The sequence below is a fragment of the Fretibacterium fastidiosum genome (genome assembly GCF_000210715.1).
In the GTDB taxonomy this organism is placed as follows: domain Bacteria; phylum Synergistota; class Synergistia; order Synergistales; family Aminobacteriaceae; genus Fretibacterium; species Fretibacterium fastidiosum.
Window position 1 is genome coordinate 1,309,355 of sequence record NC_021038.1, and the last position, 14,699, is coordinate 1,324,053.

The window sequence follows — 14,699 nt, forward strand, 5'->3', positions numbered from 1 at the left end:
GGCTTACAATTTAGAAATCCGTAAAACGATCTCCGTAGTTTGTACGGGCTCTGTGTCACAGGCATCAACAATCCATATAATAATTATAATGAAAACGAATAGAAATCGGGATGTTTTTGTCTCTAAACTTTTTTTTGATCATCTCCTTGTTCGCATCGCTTTCCATTTGATTGATTGTCTGAACGATGCCGTCAACCACATCGGCAAACTGTTCTTGCGGAACCCCTACGGCCATCTCGTCATTCCCCCAGCCTGCGCGATGTCTTGTGCCGATACAAAGCAACGATATGTTAATATCACGTGTAACGTAGGGCCGGGCCGTGCATTCCAAACAGACCGCCTGATTGCCGATCATGTTAATGGAAGCGGGCATGCCATGATGATAAGCATAGCCCTGAATGATCCTCATGCAATTATATGGATTGGCTACAATCAGAACGACATCGGGACGCTTATCCATATCCTCGATTGGCGCCAAGAACAACCCGTATTTGGGCTCTTTTGAATAAGTCAGCCCCTTCCTCACATCTGCGGCCACTTTTTCCGAGTCATACAGTTTCAACCTTGCCCAGTTCTCTCCGTGCGCATTTTTGGGGTCCGAAGGGTCAATCCCCATGACTCTGGGGCCGCTCCTGCAACTGAAATCCTCAGACCTCGCCTTAATGTGTTTCCCTTTTGTTGCCGCAGCAACCATCTGGCAATAGTTGATTGGACGCAGCAAGGGCTTCGCATCTACCGCTTCATATTCTGACACGTCGTTCAGTAGACTGACGCCTACGGCTCTTCTCGAGAGTTCAAGCGCGCAGTACAATTTGTCTGCCCACTCTCTCCAATCGGTTGACATTATTGCTTGACCTGAGCATCGTCAGTGTAGAACTCGAAGACGTTTGGAAATGCCTCATTAATTTTCGCCTGCACATCCGCATTGCGCAGACATTCAGCCATATTCACAGCCCAGTCGGATTCCACGTCGGTGCGGTTTACAGTGATGCCCATGGGGTAATTGATCATGACATTGTCGCGGACAAGATAGACGGAAGGATTTTTTCCAGCAGCAGACATATGTGTAAACCAACAGCATGCTCCTGCCATATCTTCAAGGGCAGTCACCGTCTGAGCCTGTTCCATTTCCACGAATTCAAGATTTTTCGGATTTTCGACGATGTCCGCAACCGTCGCAAACTCGACATCGCCTGCCAGCTTAATGAGCCCGGCCTCCTGAAGGACTTTCAGCGAAACATCCTCGTTTGTAGCGTCGTTCATAACCGCTATCTGCGCTCCGTCAGGAATTTTATCGACCGAATCGTATTTCTCGGAGTAGAGCCCAATTCCGGTGTACATGCCGTACGGCTTTACCATTTCAAGATTCGTGCCGTTGTTTGTGTTGTAACTGTGCACAAATTTCAGCTGTTGTCCGATGGAAACCATCGTCTCGCCAGTGGCACATGCTTCAAGGCACACCGGATTGGAGTCAAACAGAATAAACTTTGTTTTATAACCAAGGCTTTCATACAAATCCTTAAATGCCTCATAGAACACCTGGGAAACGGCAGTACCTGCGATCGTTACCGTCGTTCCCTCCCCAGGTTTTACCGCCTCAGACGAGGCACATTCAGCCGTCAGCCCTACCACCACTGCGAGCGCCATCAATGATGCCATCACTTTCTTTTTCATCATGTTCTCCTTCCGTTATTCAGCAGACGCTATTTTGTATATTCATACAGCCTGCTTCCAATTGTTTGAATCACCAGCACAAGCAATATCAAAATAATTACGATAAAATACATGATCAGGTAGTCAAATCTTTGATAGCCGTATGTCAGGGCAACAGCCCCTAACCCACCTGCACCCACGGCTCCCGCCATTGCCGACGTGTTGAGTATGTTGATCGCCATAATCGTAAAGTTGGAGATGAGAGTCGGCAGGGCCTCGACAAGCATGACCTTAAAGACAATCTGCAATTTCGTGGCCCCTATGGACTGTGCCATACGTATAAGCTGGGGATCAACGGTGTTCAGCGCATTCTCTGTCAATCTGACGGCAAAGGGCGTACTTCCGAGCGTTATAGCAAATATCGCGGCTTTCACGCCAATTCTTGTTCCGATAAAAAAGCGGGTGACAGGTGCAATCGCAACGATCAAAATCATCATCGGGAACGAACGGGTAATATCTGTAATCCTTTCCAATATGGCATGGAACGCCGGATGCGGAGACAGCCCGCTTTTGTCGGTCATTACGAGGATAATGCCGAACATAACACCGAAAATAACCGAGAGCACAAAAGAGATCGTCACCATTACCAACGTTTCCCCGATCGCGGGAATGATCGCCGTTGGCAAATAGCGCATCAGATTTGAATTCTGAAAAGCACGAGTGAACGCTTCCATTAAATCAATATTCCTCCGCAATCCCGTACCTGATTCCCCGATCATCAAGGAATTTTCGACAACTCTCAAAATCATGAATATCTATGGTGAACGATACTTTGCCCTCCTCGTCACCGAGGACAGCCCTCAGTTGTTGCGGCACTTCACGAAAAACTTCTGCCACATTTCCTACAAGCGAGGCTTTCCCACCGTCAATTATTCCCACACGTTCGCAAAACCTGCGTACCACTGCCATTTCGTGCGTCACAATTATAATCGTAATTTTATATTTCTCCCGCAGACTCTCGAGCAGTTCAAGCACGGAGGCGGTCGACCTGGGATCAAGCGCGCTTGTGCATTCATCGCAAAGCAGATACCTGGGATTCAAGGCAAGCGCCCGTGCAATCGCTACCCGCTGTTTCTGCCCGCCGCTTAATTCTGCCGGTCTACTTTTCAGTTTTTCCTGCATCCCCGTTACTTCAGCGAGCTCTTCCACCCGATCCTTAATTTCGGTCTTTGAACACCCCCAGCACTCCATGGGAAAAGAAATGTTATGAAAAACATCCTTTCGTCCGATCAGAGAAAAATTTTGGAAAATCAGCCCCACGTTCTTCCGAAACCTGCGAAGTTCAGCATCAGAAAGAGTCTCGACGCGGACGCCATCCACCACAACGCTGCCTCTCTGGTACTTTTCCAATCCGTTCAGGCAGTTGAGGATCGTGGACTTTCCGACGCCGCTTGGGCCGATGATTCCAAAAGCCTCGTTGTCTGCTATTTTCAGATTGAGGTTATTCAAGACGTCAACGCCATCATAAGATTTGCAGACATTCTCGAACGTTATCATTTGCATTTCTCCTCAAAAACGAGCCGCCGATGATTAAAAAACATGCAAAACCACTGGAGTATTGGTGCGACCGCGCTTTCTTGCGATCTTCAGCTGGCCGCACCGACACATCTCACGTCGCCATGCGCATCATCTCGATGAAGGCGCCAAGGCGGGTTTCGATCTGCCCCCGATCCGACTGGGAGAAGTCGGTGTCGATTCGGAGGTAGGGAAGCCCCAGCTCCTCGTAGACCGTCTTCTTCGTGTTCCAAGCTTCCACGGCGAAGGTGTGGCACCCCTGCAGGACCGCCTCGACCACTCCATCGACCTTGTACTCCGAAACCAGGTGCTTGAGGTCGTCGAACCGTCCCCCGTTGGGCGTCATGACGGAGCAGTTGATCTTCAAATACCGCTCGGCCAGCGCCTCGTAAGGGTCCTTGTCCTCGTCCACCACGAATCGGAGCGTCCTTGGCCCGGCACAATGATCGGAGCAGACGTAGTCGGCCCCCATGTCCTCCATCCTGTGGATCAGCTTCTCGCGCAGCCCCGTGTTGGGGCAGCCCGTAAGGAGGACCCTCGGACGATCCGGCGTCGTCTCGCGGACGCGGTGCCTGAACTCCCTCGTCTTTTCCGCAAGTTTCTCTATCAGGCTGTCGTCCGTAAAGTGAAAGTCGGCGGACTCGGAAACCGTGGTCAGCTCATACCCCGATACGGGGGACGGCTTGGCCTTGGCGACCTCGTAAAGCTCTATCAGCGCCCTCCGCACGCGATTGCGGTAGACGATGGCGTCGTGGAGCTTTTCCTCGGTGATTTCAACGTTTAAGAGGTCCTCCAGAAACCCTGCCGCGAGGCGAACCTCCTCCGTCCAGGATTCTACGGCGAGGGCCTGATCCTTGCCCTGAGGCAGCTTCATGACGTGCACCGGCTTGATCTCGCCCAGGAGCTCGTACATCTTCTTCTTGCCGTCGCAGGTCGTCTCTGCAAGCACCCCGTCGGAGAAGTAGAAGAACGGGCACTGATCGGTCATGGCCAGCCCGTAGCTGGACTTGATCAAGGGGCACAGGGTCTTGGGCAGCCGCGTCTCGGCCTCCAGGATGCCCTGCTCGCTGTTGCCGCAGAGGCCGACGGGGATGGCCCCCGCAGCGTGGATCAACTCGGTCGGGGTGTAGGAACAGAAGGTCCCGACGACCTTCTTCCCCTTCTTCTTTACGTCGTAGAGAGCCAGAAAGGCGTTCCTTCGCTTCTCATCATAGCTCTCAAAGTTTTTTGGCAGCGAAAGCATGTGCTGTGTCCCCCCTTGAACAGATCGATAGACGCAAAAGAGTCGGAACGCTTACGCAGCCCCGCCCCTCCAGAGCTCTCCGATCCAGTTTTCGACCGTCACCTTGCAGGCGAAGCTCCCGGTACCGCGTTCTTCCTCGTCCTCTCCACACGTCTTGCGGAAGGCGTTTTCCTCCGCGGAGAGCCGGGCGGCGATGCTGTCGATGATGAGGCGCTCCTGGTCGTAGTTCTTGAAGGTAAGAGAATCCCTGAAATTTGCCATGTTCAAAACTCCTTTACCGATATTCTGAAAACTCACTCCGAGAACGGTTCTTCGGACTCGCGGAACGCCCGGCGCAGCAGGTCCGTCAGGTCGCCGACGTAATCCTTGAACCGCCTCGAGGAGCGATCGCGCGAACGGGGCATGTCGATCGCGACGTCGGCCAGAAGACGACACCCTCCGGCCCCCATGACGAGCACCCTGTCGCTGAGAAAGACGGATTCGCTGACGTCGTGCGTGACCATCACGACGGTCGCGGCGACCTGGCGCACGAGGAGATCGAGTTCGTTCTGCATGATCTCGCGCATCTGAAAGTCGATGGCCCCAAGCGGCTCGTCCAGCAAAAGCACCTTCGGCCTGCCGGCCAGGGCGCGCACGACGGCGACGCGCTGCTGCATGCCGCCCGAGAGCTGAATGGGATATTTCCCCTCGTGTCCCTTGAGATGGGCCAGCTCGAGTAGCTCGTTCAGCCGCACCTCCTGCTTTTCCCGGGACTCCCCGGCGATCCTCAACGAGTAGAGGATGTTCGACCTGACAGTCATCCACGGAAAGAGCGCGTAGTTCTGGAAGACGTAGCCGCGCTCTACGCCCGGCCCCTCGATGGGCCGCCCTTCCAGCGCGGCCGTCCCCTCCGTGCAGGTCTGGAACCCGGCCAGAATGGTCAGCAGGGTCGTCTTGCCGCACCCCGAAGGCCCCAGCAGTGAGACGAACTGCCCCTTCATCACCTCGAACGAGAGGTCGTCGATGACGGACCGGACGTGTCCGTCCCGGTCCGCGAAGGATTTTTTGACGTGGTCAACGGTCAGGAGCGCCATCTTTGTACCTCCATCCGGTCAGGCTGTGTTCGAGCAGGACGATGCTCTTGTCCATGGCGAACCCCACCAGGGCCGACATGATCATCAGGGCGTACAAAAGAGGCGTGTTCATGCGCACCTGCGCCTCGACCATGATGTAGCCGAACCCCTTGCTGGTGGCGATGAACTCGGCGCAGATGACCGACATCCACGCGCCGCCGAGAGCCAGCCGGCACCCCGTCAGGAAGCTGGGAAGCGCGCCGGGGACGACGACGTCCCTCAGGACCTGCCACGTGCCGGCCCCCATGCACCGCGCGGCGTTCTTGTAGTTGGGGTCGATGTTCATGACCCCGGAGATCGTGTTGATCAGGATGGGGAACACGGCGCTCATGGCGATCATGAAGATGGTCGGCCCGTCCCCGAGCCCAAACCAGATGATGGAAAGAGGCACCCAGGCCATGATGGGGACCTGCCGTATCGAGTTCACGTAGGGAGACAGGGCGACGAGCGCCGTGCGGGAGGAGCCCATGAGGAGCCCCAGCGGCAGCCCGATCGCGACCGCGTAGACGCAGCCCATGAAGACGCGCATGAGGGTGATGCCGAGGTTCGACATCACCTTTTTGTCGAACCACCCGAGGAAGAAGGTCTTCATCGTGACGAGGAAGTCCGGAAGGATCAGGCTGCGATCGATCGCCCTGGCCAGGAAGTACCAGAGCAGGCAGACGACCAGCGTGCCGGCCAGCATGCAGACGAAGCCCTTCCTGCGCCCCATGATGGCGCCCAGGTTCAGCCCTCTTCTGGTGGAAAAGTTGATGCCGGAAGCGTTAACAATTGAACGTTCATTTTGTGCCATGCTCTCGATGTTTCCTCTCCACATTCGACGCCCAGGACCTGCGGAAGCAGCTCTTCGCAGAGAGAAGCCTCCAACCTCCCGACCGTATCGTTGTAATGTCCAACAAATTCTTTGAAATCCGTGCTCCCGATCAGCGCCTCATGGACGACCAAAACCGCGGAGGGAGCGTCGCAGGACAGCGCGCGGTTCCGATACTGCGGAAGCCTGATCGCGTCGGCGGCATCCAGGACGACCGCATCGACGGCTCCACACTCCAGGGCATACGGCAGGGCCGGGGCCGTGATCGGATGCAGCTCTACCTCCTGCCCCAGGTTGGCGAAAACGGCCTGCTTCTGAAGGTCCCGCCCGTTCATGTACCCCACCGTCCGAGGATGCGCCACATCCCTGGCGACCAGCACGTTCGCATTTTTCACCAGCCCACCGAACACCCTGAACGGCACCCCGGAAGCCAGAAACTTTTGCGCCGCATCCGGACACAGCACCGCCATGTCGAAGTCGCCGCCGGCCAGCGCAAACTCGGCCTGGGTTCCGCAGCAGTCGCTGAGCTGGAGAAAGGAGAGCTGCTTCATGCCGACGGAGCTGACCCTTGCGCTGCCGGTCCGGGCGACGTAGGCGACGATCTGTCCGGCCAGGTCCTCGCCGCAGGCGATCATGAGCCTCTCTCCGTGCGGGCGCCGGGCCGGGGCAGCCAGAAAGACGGCCGTCGCCGCCAGCGCCGCACAGAGGATGAGGACGAGCGGAGAGGGGCGTCTATTCAACGATCCCGTCAACCTCGACGGCCTTCGCCCTCCAGTCCTTGTAGCTCATTCCGGTGGGGAACACCGGGTCCACCTTCTCCTGGATGAACCGGTCGAAGTCGATCGCGCCGGAGGCCTCGAAGTAGGAGAGGTCGATGTAGTCGTCCAGGTTCACGGTATTGATGTCGTCGCGGACGTGGTAGTGCCTCATCGTGTCGAGCTGGTTCTGCATGTCCTGGCGGTTCAGCTTCCAGCTGATCGTTCGGCCCTCCTCGTTCAGCTTCTTGTAGAGCGTCATCAGGCCGACCTCCAGGGGGACGTTGTAGTTCTCGGCGAAGATGCGGGCCGCCTTGTAGGGATGCTGATACATGTACTGCACGCACAACGTATGGGCCAGGAGCATCCTGCTGGCGAGCTTCGGGTGCTTTTTGGCGAAGTTGTAGTTCATGCAGACCTTGCAGCACGTCCCATGCCCATTCTTTCGATCCGTGTTCTGGCGGACCATGACCCAGCCCGTCTTCTCGTGCTCGGCCATCGAGCCCCACGGATCGCAGCAGGTGAAGGCGTCCAGCTTGCCGGCAACCATCGAGAAGTAGGCGTCCGCGTCGCTCATCGAGTAGTTCTCGTACTTCTCGATGTCGTTCGGGATCCCCAGCTGATCGGTCCACTCCATCCAGTTCATCGAGTTGGCGGGGTCACCGCCCGCAGCCACCTTTTTGCCGATCAGGTCCTCCGGCTTCTTGATGTTGAAACTGCACACGAGGTACTCCGCGCCACCCGTGTGGTTCTCCGCCGCGATGAAGAGCGGCGTGCCGACCTGCACGGCGCGCAGCGTCGTCGTCCAGCCGGCATAGGCCATATCCATCCGGCCGGCGCTCATGGCCTCGGGGACCTTTCCGTTTCCGGTGATCTCCACCTTCATCCCCAGGGCCTTGAAAATGCCGGAGTCCTTGCCGACACAGGCCGCCGTCATGTGGTCGCAGTTGTAGTACCCCAGGTTGACCGTGTAGTCGGCGTCCTCCTCAGGAAGGGGCTCCAGGTCGTATTGAGCGACCATCTCCGGTACCGGGTCGTCCTTCTCGACCGAGGCGGCCGACAGGCAGCTCGTTCCGAGGACGCAGACCAGGGTCAGGACAAGAGCGCAGAAACAGGACTTTTTGTTCAACTTCAACGTTCATCGCCTCCGGTAGTTTTCAGAAAATCCGCAAAAACAAAAAACAGAAAAAGAAATCAACAGCATCCGTCCATGCCGTCGCCAAAGAGGCTGATCCACTCCCCATCGACGAAGCGAAAGACGGCGTATCCGATGTAAATGCCCTTTTGTCCCGACACCAACAGCTCGACCGGCGGGACCTCGTCGATATCGCGCCACTGCAGCCGACAGTTCTCCAGGGGGGCGCGCACCGGCGCGGAGAGGCGGAACGCGCCGCCGTCGGAGTAGACGGCGACCATATGGTTCTTGTCCCTGTCCTCGCGGTAGACGACCACGAGGTCCTCGATGCCGTCCGCATTGCAGTCCCCGGGCGTCGTCAAAAGGACCTCCCTGTCGGGGAGGCTCTTCCTGAAGACCGCCATCAGGGGATGGCTGGTCACGGGCAGGAAGACGTCCTCCGCTCCGCCGGGCGCCGCGCCCGGGCCAGGAAACGCCAGAAGGAACAGGGCGCAGAGCAGGGCTGCGCCCCACGGGACGAGTCGGGTCATGCCTCCCTCCTGCGCAGGGACCGCCTCCACTGCAGAATCCAGCCGTATCCGCCGATGCAGAGGACGAGGATTGCGCAGAAGACCTTGAACCCATCGGGGAAATCGATGGATATCCTGCTGACGAAATCGATCTTGCCCTGCGAGCGCGTCAGGTCGAAGACCGGCCTGAAGTTGTCCGCCAGGAGGAAGTTCGTGATGTAGCCGAAGGCCAGGCCGAACAGCACGAGCATTCCCGTATAGAGGGTCACCGCCCTTTTGCCGATCAGCCGCCAGATGCTGACCATCTCCGGGAAATTCGTCGCCACGCTCGAAAGGAGAAACGTCACGGCGACGCCGGGTGCCGCACCGGCGCTGACCAGCGCCGCGATGAACGGGATGTGTCCCAGTGCGCAGACGTACATGACGCACCCCAGCAGGGTGATCCCCAACAGCGACACCAGGCGTGGGTCGCTCAGATAGTCGAGGATGAACGACGTGGGGACGACCGTCAGCAGAAGCGCGGCGAACGCGGTGCCGACGACGATGAAGCGGCACGTCTGCACCGCGAGGTCGTTGAATCCCCATTCGATCCCCCCGCGGATGCGCTGCATCAGGGGCGGGAGCGCCGGCCGCTCCTCCCGGGCGGAGGGCGCCGCCGCCAGCCCCGCGGCTGCGGGCGACTGGAGCTCGGGGCCCCCCAGGGCGTTTCCGACGATCCCGATCACGAAGGGGATGACGAAGCCGCTGATCAGGTAGATCGTCGCGATCTGCGGCCCCAGCATCGCATAGGCCAGGATGACCGCCGCCGGGTTGATGATCGGCGTCGCCACCAGAAACGCCAGCGTCGGGCCGAGATAGGCCCCGGAGTAGTACAGGCCTAGGGAGAGCGGCACCACCCCGCAGCTGCAGATGGGGAGCAGCATCCCGGAGATCGTCGCCTTGACGATGGAGGACAGCTTCTTGTTGCCAAGCGACCGCTGCAGCGTCTCCGGACGCAGAACGGCGTGCAGGACGCCGCAGAACAGGAAGCTCAGGATCAGCCACGGTCCGCTGGTCTCCAGCATCCCCCAGGAGTATTGGCAGAACTGCCAGCCGTATTGAAGGAAGAGCCTCATAGCTCCTCGCCGATCGCTTCCGATACGACCTTCTCGATGGTGCGGCGGTTCAGGTCCTCGTAACGGTCCTTTCCGTCGACGATCATCGTGCCGCGGGTGATGGGACCGTACTTGGGCAGGTAGTCGAAATCCTTTCCGGCATAATAGATTTTGAGGTCGATCTTCTCCGGAAAACGCTTCTGCAGTTCGTTGAGAACGTCCACATGGCCGTCGCAACACGGACACGTATTGATAAACTCGACCTTCGTCATGGCAAACCGCCTCCACACAGCGTAATCGTATGCCTATGCATCCAGGAGCTGCGCCAGGAACAGGGCGCACCACGCACACCCCTCCCCTCGTCGAGGTCGCCGAAGGATTAAAAGGGATTTAGAAGGAATGAAAGGGAATGAGAAAAACCGTAAAGGGAATGAGAAGATGGACAAAAGAAGGCCGCTCAAGCGGCCCACTCAAAGGAAAATCGAAAGAGCGACGGCGCACAAAGACGGCGCGTCAGCTCCTGAAGAGCTGGGCCCGAACGGACAACTCCTTCGCGGAAGGAATTCCCTCACGGCATGCATCCCGTGCATCCAAGCCACATCCTCAGGTGTATCCGCAGCGTCGCATTCGGGTTCCCTCCTTACTTAAAAGAATTTTTCACGATACTTATACCCCACCGCCGGCTAAATGTCAATCAACGTGTCGTTGTTCCGAGCTCCGGCCGGACAATGAGCAGAGGACCGGGAGCGCCGTTCCGCTCCCGGTCCCCTCCGTTCCCCTCAGGGCGATTGCGTCAATGGATTGGGTTGAACTCCGCGCTCAGGAGCTTTTGGAACGCCTCGAGGGACATGCTGCCCAGGTCACCCTTCGTGCGCTCGCGCACCGCGACCTGACGCTCGTCGCGCTCCTTGTCCCCGATCACGATCATGTAGGGCACCTTCTGCAGCTGCGCGTCGCGGATGCGCTTGCCCAGCTTCTCGTCGCGGCTGTCCGTCTCCGTCCGCACACCCCAGCTCATGAGCTCCTTCCTCAGCTCCTCCGCGTAGGCGCGGTGCGCCTCGGAGATGGGGATCAGCTCCGCCTGCACGGGCGCGATCCAGTAGGGGAAAGCACCCGCGTAGTGCTCGATGAGGATGCCCATAAAGCGCTCCAGACTGCCCAGGATCGTGCGGTGCAGCATGACGGGCCGATGTTCCTTCCCGTCCTCCGCGATGTAGTGCATGTCGAATCGCTCCGGCATCTGAAAGTCCAGCTGGATCGTCCCGCACTGCCAGGTGCGGCCGATGCAGTCCTCGAGGTGGAAGTCGATCTTCGGCCCGTAGAAAGCGCCATCGCCCTCGTTGACGCGATAGGGCGTGTTGGACTGCTCCAGCGCAGCCCTCAGGCCGTTCTCCGCGGCCTCCCACTGCTCCGTGCTCCCCATCGCGTTCTCCGGCTTCGTCGAGAGCTCCACGGCGTACTTGAACCCGAAGACGTCGCTGTAGACGTAGCGGCACAGGTCCATGATGCCCATGACCTCCTGCTGAATTTGGCTGGGCTCGCAGTAGAGGTGCGCGTCGTCCTGCGTGAAGCAGCGCACGCGCATCAGCCCGTGCAGCACGCCGCTGCGCTCGTGGCGGTGGACGACGCCCAGCTCCCCGATGCGCATGGGCAGTTCGCGGTAGCTGTGCAGCTGCGTCTTGTAGATCAGGATGCCGCCCGGACAGTTCATCGGCTTGATGGCGAAGGGCTTTTCGTCGATCTCCGTGAAGTACATGTTCTCGCGGTAGTGGTCCCAGTGGCCGGAGCGGAGCCACAGCTCGCGGTCCAGGATCTGGGGCGTGCGGACCTCCTGATAGCCGCGGCGGACGTGTTCGCGGCGCCAGAAGTCGATGAGCGTGTTCATCACGACCATCCCCTTCGGGTGGAAGAACGGGAAGCCAGGCCCTTCCTCGTGCAGGCTGAACAGGTCAAGCTCTCGGCCCAGCTTGCGATGATCCCTCAACTTCGCCTCTTCCATGCGCTTCAGGTAGGCCTTCAGCTCGTCGGGCGTCGCAAAGGCCGTGCCGTAGATGCGGGTCAGCATCTTGTTCTTCTCGCTCCCGCGCCAGTAGGCGCCGGCCACGGAGAGCAGCTTGAAGTTCCGGATGACGGACGTGTCCGGCACGTGAGGTCCACGGCAGAGGTCCACGTAGTCCCCCTGACGGTAGAGGGACACCGTTGGCGCCTCCAGCTCGGAGATCAGCTCTTCCTTGTAGGGATCGCCCCGATCCTTGAAGAACTTCAAGGCGTCCTCGCGCCGCATCTCCTCCCGCTCGACCTTCTCGGCCGCGCCGGTCAGCTTCCTCATCTCCGCCTCGATGGCCGGCAGGTCCTGCTCCGTGATGGTCCCCGTCGCGTCCACGTCGTAGTAGAAGCCATCCTTGATGCAGGGGCCGATGCCGAAGTGCGTCCCCGGATAGAGCCTCTCGATGGCCTGAGCCATGAGATGCGCGCAGCTGTGGCGCAGGACGTCAAGGCCCTCCTCGTCGGCCGCCGTCAAGGGCTCCACCCTCCCGCCGGCGCGGATCTCGCGGTTCAGGTCCACCGCTGCGCCATCCAGCTTCGCGGCGATCGCCTTCTTTTGCAGGCCAAGCGCCTCCAGGACCTCGGACGCCCTCACGCTCTCCCGGTCGAACTCACAGGACTTTCCGTTGCTTCCCTCAAACTTCAGCATGTTCCAATCCCCCTCTTGAATTCTAAAGCAGCCCCGCCGTGCAGAGCAAACTTCGCAATCGCCAACCGAACCGCGCAGCGTACCGACGTCGGTCCGCAAAAACAAAAAAGCGCCCACGTCATCTCGCACACAGGAGACGACGTGGGCACACGTTCGCGGTTCCACTCCACTTCCGGCCTCGACGGGCCGGCACTCAAGTCCGCTGTGAGGGGCGGACCCCGACGCCTTATCTTCCGCTCCGCACAAAGAGAGACCCAGCCTCGACGCCAGCTCGGAGGGGGTTTCGTCCTGTTCCTGGATATGGCGCGCCTCTCAGCCTGCGGCGTGCCTCTCTGGATATCCGCCCTGCGCGAACGCGCAGGACAGGGCGAATGGTCCTCTTCATCGCTTTTTTCATTCAATTTCCGATACGATACCACCAAAAGGGCTTTTAGGCAAGCGCGACTTTTCGGCCCTGCCGCAGGACCACGCGCATCGCAATGCCCTGCGCGATCGGCACCGGCGGCCTTCTCTCATCCGTCCTCGCCGGGTGGGCGCCTCGTCACCGTGGTCAAAATTGATGGGCACTCACCTTTTGCTTGTCTCAGCTGACTTTTCATCGTAGAATAGAAAAACATGGATGGAGACATGCGCGCACTACCGAGCGAAGGGTACTCCGAGGTCATTGATTATGGAGGATTCATCATGAACGCAAGCCAGGAGATACAGGCGGTCATCGAAGCGCTGCCGGACCCCGTTCTGATCCTCGCCCCCAACCGAGGACGGGTTCTTGCCTACAACAAAGCCTTCGTGGACAAATGGGGTTTTGCAGAGGAAACCTTCATGGACAAGCCCTTCCTGAAAATGCCCCAATTCTCCCGGGCGATTCAGCGCGGGCTGATCGGGGTCTACGCCAAAGCCAGGCACAGAAGGGCCGAGATCGCTCCCTTTTCCTTTTGTTATCCCGACATGAAGGGGTTCCTGAAGACGTTCTCCGCCTCCGCCTCGCCCATTGAAGAGGCGGGGAGCGTCGATGTGCCCTGCGTGATGCTGCGCTTTCAGGAACTGCCCCAGATGGACGAGGCCACGATACGCGCTCAGAAGGACTCTGAGGCCTTCAACATCTTTACGGACATCACGGATGAGCCGTGGCTGGAGTTTCGCCCCCCGCTCCCCATCGTCGCCCCGGGAATCGAGGACAGCGACCGGCGCGACCACCTCGCCCACATCGGGAAGCACCTTCGCCTCGTCCGCGCCAGCAAGGCGGCCATCCACTTCTATGGCCTCGTCGAGCGGGATATGGAATCCGAGGACGGCGCCATCAAGCTGAAGGAGAAAAACTTCCCCGCATTCTTCAGCCGCAGCGAGGACGCCTGCCGAATGTTGGACATCCTCACGACCATCGGGTTCATTCGGGCGCGGTCCGCGCTGCTGGACCGCAAGGGCAACGTCATCGAGGCGGAAGTCTCCTGCGCCAGCCAGTTTGGCCAGGGGAACAGCCTCGCCGCCATCTACTGCATCTTCCACTTCTCCGAGGAGATGATCAACTGTCGCAACGCCTTCCGTGAGGGACAGCAGATGCGCGACTTCACCTTCAATCAGCCGTTCCTCGGCCTGGGTCAGCTTGTCCCCCAACGCCCGCTGAAGCGCCCCGAGGCAGAGAGCGCCGAGGCAGAGCTGGGGAAGCTCGTCAACGCCATCCTCCTCGTGGCGGCCAACGACGCCCTGCTGAAGCTCCACAACGCGCAGAAGAGCCGGTTCCTGATGCAGCCGATGTCCGTGCTCTTCCCGAACACCTCCCACGCCGTAGCGGTTCTCCGAGAGCTCTTCGTCACCCGGGAATCCTCCTTCGCCCTGTACGACGGCAACGGAACGCTGCAGCACATCACGATCTTCAAGGCGATCTTCAACGACGCCGACGAGCTGGTGCGCATCCTCATCTCGACCTCGGACCACTCCCAGGGCATCGAGGAGCACTACAACAACCAACCCATTCCGCTTCGGCCAAAGCCAGCGTAGACGCTCTGAAGGTGCGGGCCTCCCCTCGAAGGGGAGGCCCGCGTTGGTCATCAACTTCTAATAAAGAGGCCAAGCCTCCCCTGTAAGGAAGTGGGCCGGAGGGCAGCCAGACGACACGA

The 14,699-nt window shown here is 59.0% G+C and carries 15 protein-coding genes; 1 reads left to right on the top strand and 14 read right to left on the bottom strand.

Going from position 1 to position 14,699, the window contains the following annotated elements:
• Positions 1 to 64: 64 nt before the first annotated feature.
• The 14 genes from SY1_RS06075 to thrS form a co-directional block, all read right to left on the bottom strand.
• Positions 65 to 844 carry a DUF169 domain-containing protein gene (locus SY1_RS06075; protein WP_208873077.1) on the bottom strand — a complete coding sequence of 260 codons (780 nt, stop codon included), beginning with the start codon at positions 842 to 844 and terminating at the stop codon, positions 65 to 67.
• Positions 844 to 1,677, bottom strand: coding sequence for a MetQ/NlpA family ABC transporter substrate-binding protein (locus SY1_RS06080; RefSeq protein ID WP_243440602.1), 834 nt, complete (start codon positions 1,675 to 1,677; stop codon positions 844 to 846). Before SY1_RS06080 ends, SY1_RS06075 begins: the two co-directional genes overlap by 1 nt.
• A 26-nt stretch (positions 1,678 to 1,703) precedes the next feature.
• Positions 1,704 to 2,432, bottom strand: a complete 729-nt coding sequence (locus SY1_RS06085) for a methionine ABC transporter permease (protein WP_243440718.1) — start codon at positions 2,430 to 2,432, stop codon at positions 1,704 to 1,706.
• Positions 2,392 to 3,210, bottom strand: a complete 819-nt coding sequence (locus SY1_RS06090; RefSeq protein WP_208873079.1) for a methionine ABC transporter ATP-binding protein — start codon at positions 3,208 to 3,210, stop codon at positions 2,392 to 2,394. Before SY1_RS06090 ends, SY1_RS06085 begins: the two co-directional genes overlap by 41 nt.
• A gap of 112 nt (positions 3,211 to 3,322) precedes the next feature.
• Positions 3,323 to 4,471, bottom strand: coding sequence for a double-cubane-cluster-containing anaerobic reductase (locus SY1_RS06095; RefSeq protein ID WP_015556505.1), 1,149 nt, complete (start codon positions 4,469 to 4,471; stop codon positions 3,323 to 3,325).
• Between the two features lie 51 nt (positions 4,472 to 4,522).
• On the bottom strand, positions 4,523 to 4,732 hold the full coding sequence (locus SY1_RS12370; RefSeq protein WP_015556506.1) for a hypothetical protein: 210 nt from the start codon (positions 4,730 to 4,732) through the stop codon (positions 4,523 to 4,525).
• A gap of 32 nt (positions 4,733 to 4,764) precedes the next feature.
• On the bottom strand, positions 4,765 to 5,544 hold the full coding sequence (locus tag SY1_RS06105; protein ID WP_015556507.1) for an ABC transporter ATP-binding protein: 780 nt from the start codon (positions 5,542 to 5,544) through the stop codon (positions 4,765 to 4,767).
• On the bottom strand, positions 5,525 to 6,376 hold the full coding sequence (gene saoP, locus SY1_RS06110; RefSeq protein WP_243440603.1) for an ABC transporter permease subunit SaoP: 852 nt from the start codon (positions 6,374 to 6,376) through the stop codon (positions 5,525 to 5,527). The genes SY1_RS06105 and saoP overlap by 20 nt, the downstream gene beginning before the upstream one ends.
• On the bottom strand, positions 6,310 to 7,134 hold the full coding sequence (saoB, locus tag SY1_RS06115) for an ABC transporter substrate-binding (seleno)protein SaoB (RefSeq protein WP_243440604.1): 825 nt from the start codon (positions 7,132 to 7,134) through the stop codon (positions 6,310 to 6,312). The genes saoP and saoB overlap by 67 nt, the downstream gene beginning before the upstream one ends.
• On the bottom strand, positions 7,127 to 8,284 hold the full coding sequence (saoX, locus tag SY1_RS06120) for an ABC transporter substrate-binding subunit SaoX (protein ID WP_243440605.1): 1,158 nt from the start codon (positions 8,282 to 8,284) through the stop codon (positions 7,127 to 7,129). Before saoX ends, saoB begins: the two co-directional genes overlap by 8 nt.
• A 59-nt stretch (positions 8,285 to 8,343) precedes the next feature.
• Complete coding sequence (saoC, locus tag SY1_RS06125; RefSeq protein WP_015556509.1) at positions 8,344 to 8,814, bottom strand: Cys-Cys-COOH (seleno)protein SaoC; 471 nt, start codon at positions 8,812 to 8,814, stop codon at positions 8,344 to 8,346.
• A complete protein-coding gene (saoE, locus tag SY1_RS06130) occupies positions 8,811 to 9,908 on the bottom strand; it encodes an efflux transporter SaoE (protein WP_015556510.1) in 1,098 nt (365 codons plus the stop codon). The genes saoC and saoE overlap by 4 nt, the downstream gene beginning before the upstream one ends.
• Positions 9,905 to 10,159, bottom strand: coding sequence for a thioredoxin-like (seleno)protein SaoT (gene saoT, locus SY1_RS06135; protein WP_015556511.1), 255 nt, complete (start codon positions 10,157 to 10,159; stop codon positions 9,905 to 9,907). The genes saoE and saoT overlap by 4 nt, the downstream gene beginning before the upstream one ends.
• A 521-nt stretch (positions 10,160 to 10,680) precedes the next feature.
• Positions 10,681 to 12,582, bottom strand: a complete 1,902-nt coding sequence (gene thrS, locus SY1_RS06140; RefSeq protein ID WP_015556512.1) for a threonine--tRNA ligase — start codon at positions 12,580 to 12,582, stop codon at positions 10,681 to 10,683.
• A 684-nt stretch (positions 12,583 to 13,266) separates the two neighbouring features.
• On the opposite strand from thrS, the gene SY1_RS06145 reads away from it, so the two are divergent.
• On the top strand, positions 13,267 to 14,580 hold the full coding sequence (locus tag SY1_RS06145; protein ID WP_015556513.1) for a PAS domain-containing protein: 1,314 nt from the start codon (positions 13,267 to 13,269) through the stop codon (positions 14,578 to 14,580).
• The last annotated feature ends 119 nt before the right edge of the window (positions 14,581 to 14,699 follow it).

Coding starts and splice junctions, on each gene's coding strand:
- SY1_RS06075 (WP_208873077.1), bottom strand. CDS start 844: ATGTCAACCGATTGGAGAGAGTGGGCAGACAAATTGTACTGCGCGCTT.
- SY1_RS06080 (WP_243440602.1), bottom strand. CDS start 1,677: ATGATGAAAAAGAAAGTGATGGCATCATTGATGGCGCTCGCAGTGGTG.
- SY1_RS06085 (WP_243440718.1), bottom strand. CDS start 2,432: ATGATCGGGGAATCAGGTACGGGATTGCGGAGGAATATTGATTTAATG.
- SY1_RS06090 (WP_208873079.1), bottom strand. CDS start 3,210: ATGATAACGTTCGAGAATGTCTGCAAATCTTATGATGGCGTTGACGTC.
- SY1_RS06095 (WP_015556505.1), bottom strand. CDS start 4,471: ATGCTTTCGCTGCCAAAAAACTTTGAGAGCTATGATGAGAAGCGAAGG.
- SY1_RS12370 (WP_015556506.1), bottom strand. CDS start 4,732: ATGGCAAATTTCAGGGATTCTCTTACCTTCAAGAACTACGACCAGGAG.
- SY1_RS06105 (WP_015556507.1), bottom strand. CDS start 5,544: ATGGCGCTCCTGACCGTTGACCACGTCAAAAAATCCTTCGCGGACCGG.
- saoP (WP_243440603.1), bottom strand. CDS start 6,376: ATGGCACAAAATGAACGTTCAATTGTTAACGCTTCCGGCATCAACTTT.
- saoC (WP_015556509.1), bottom strand. CDS start 8,814: ATGACCCGACTCGTCCCGTGGGGCGCAGCCCTGCTCTGCGCCCTGTTC.
- saoE (WP_015556510.1), bottom strand. CDS start 9,908: ATGAGGCTCTTCCTTCAATACGGCTGGCAGTTCTGCCAATACTCCTGG.
- saoT (WP_015556511.1), bottom strand. CDS start 10,159: ATGACGAAGGTCGAGTTTATCAATACGTGTCCGTGTTGCGACGGCCAT.
- thrS (WP_015556512.1), bottom strand. CDS start 12,582: ATGCTGAAGTTTGAGGGAAGCAACGGAAAGTCCTGTGAGTTCGACCGG.
- SY1_RS06145 (WP_015556513.1), top strand. CDS start 13,267: ATGAACGCAAGCCAGGAGATACAGGCGGTCATCGAAGCGCTGCCGGAC.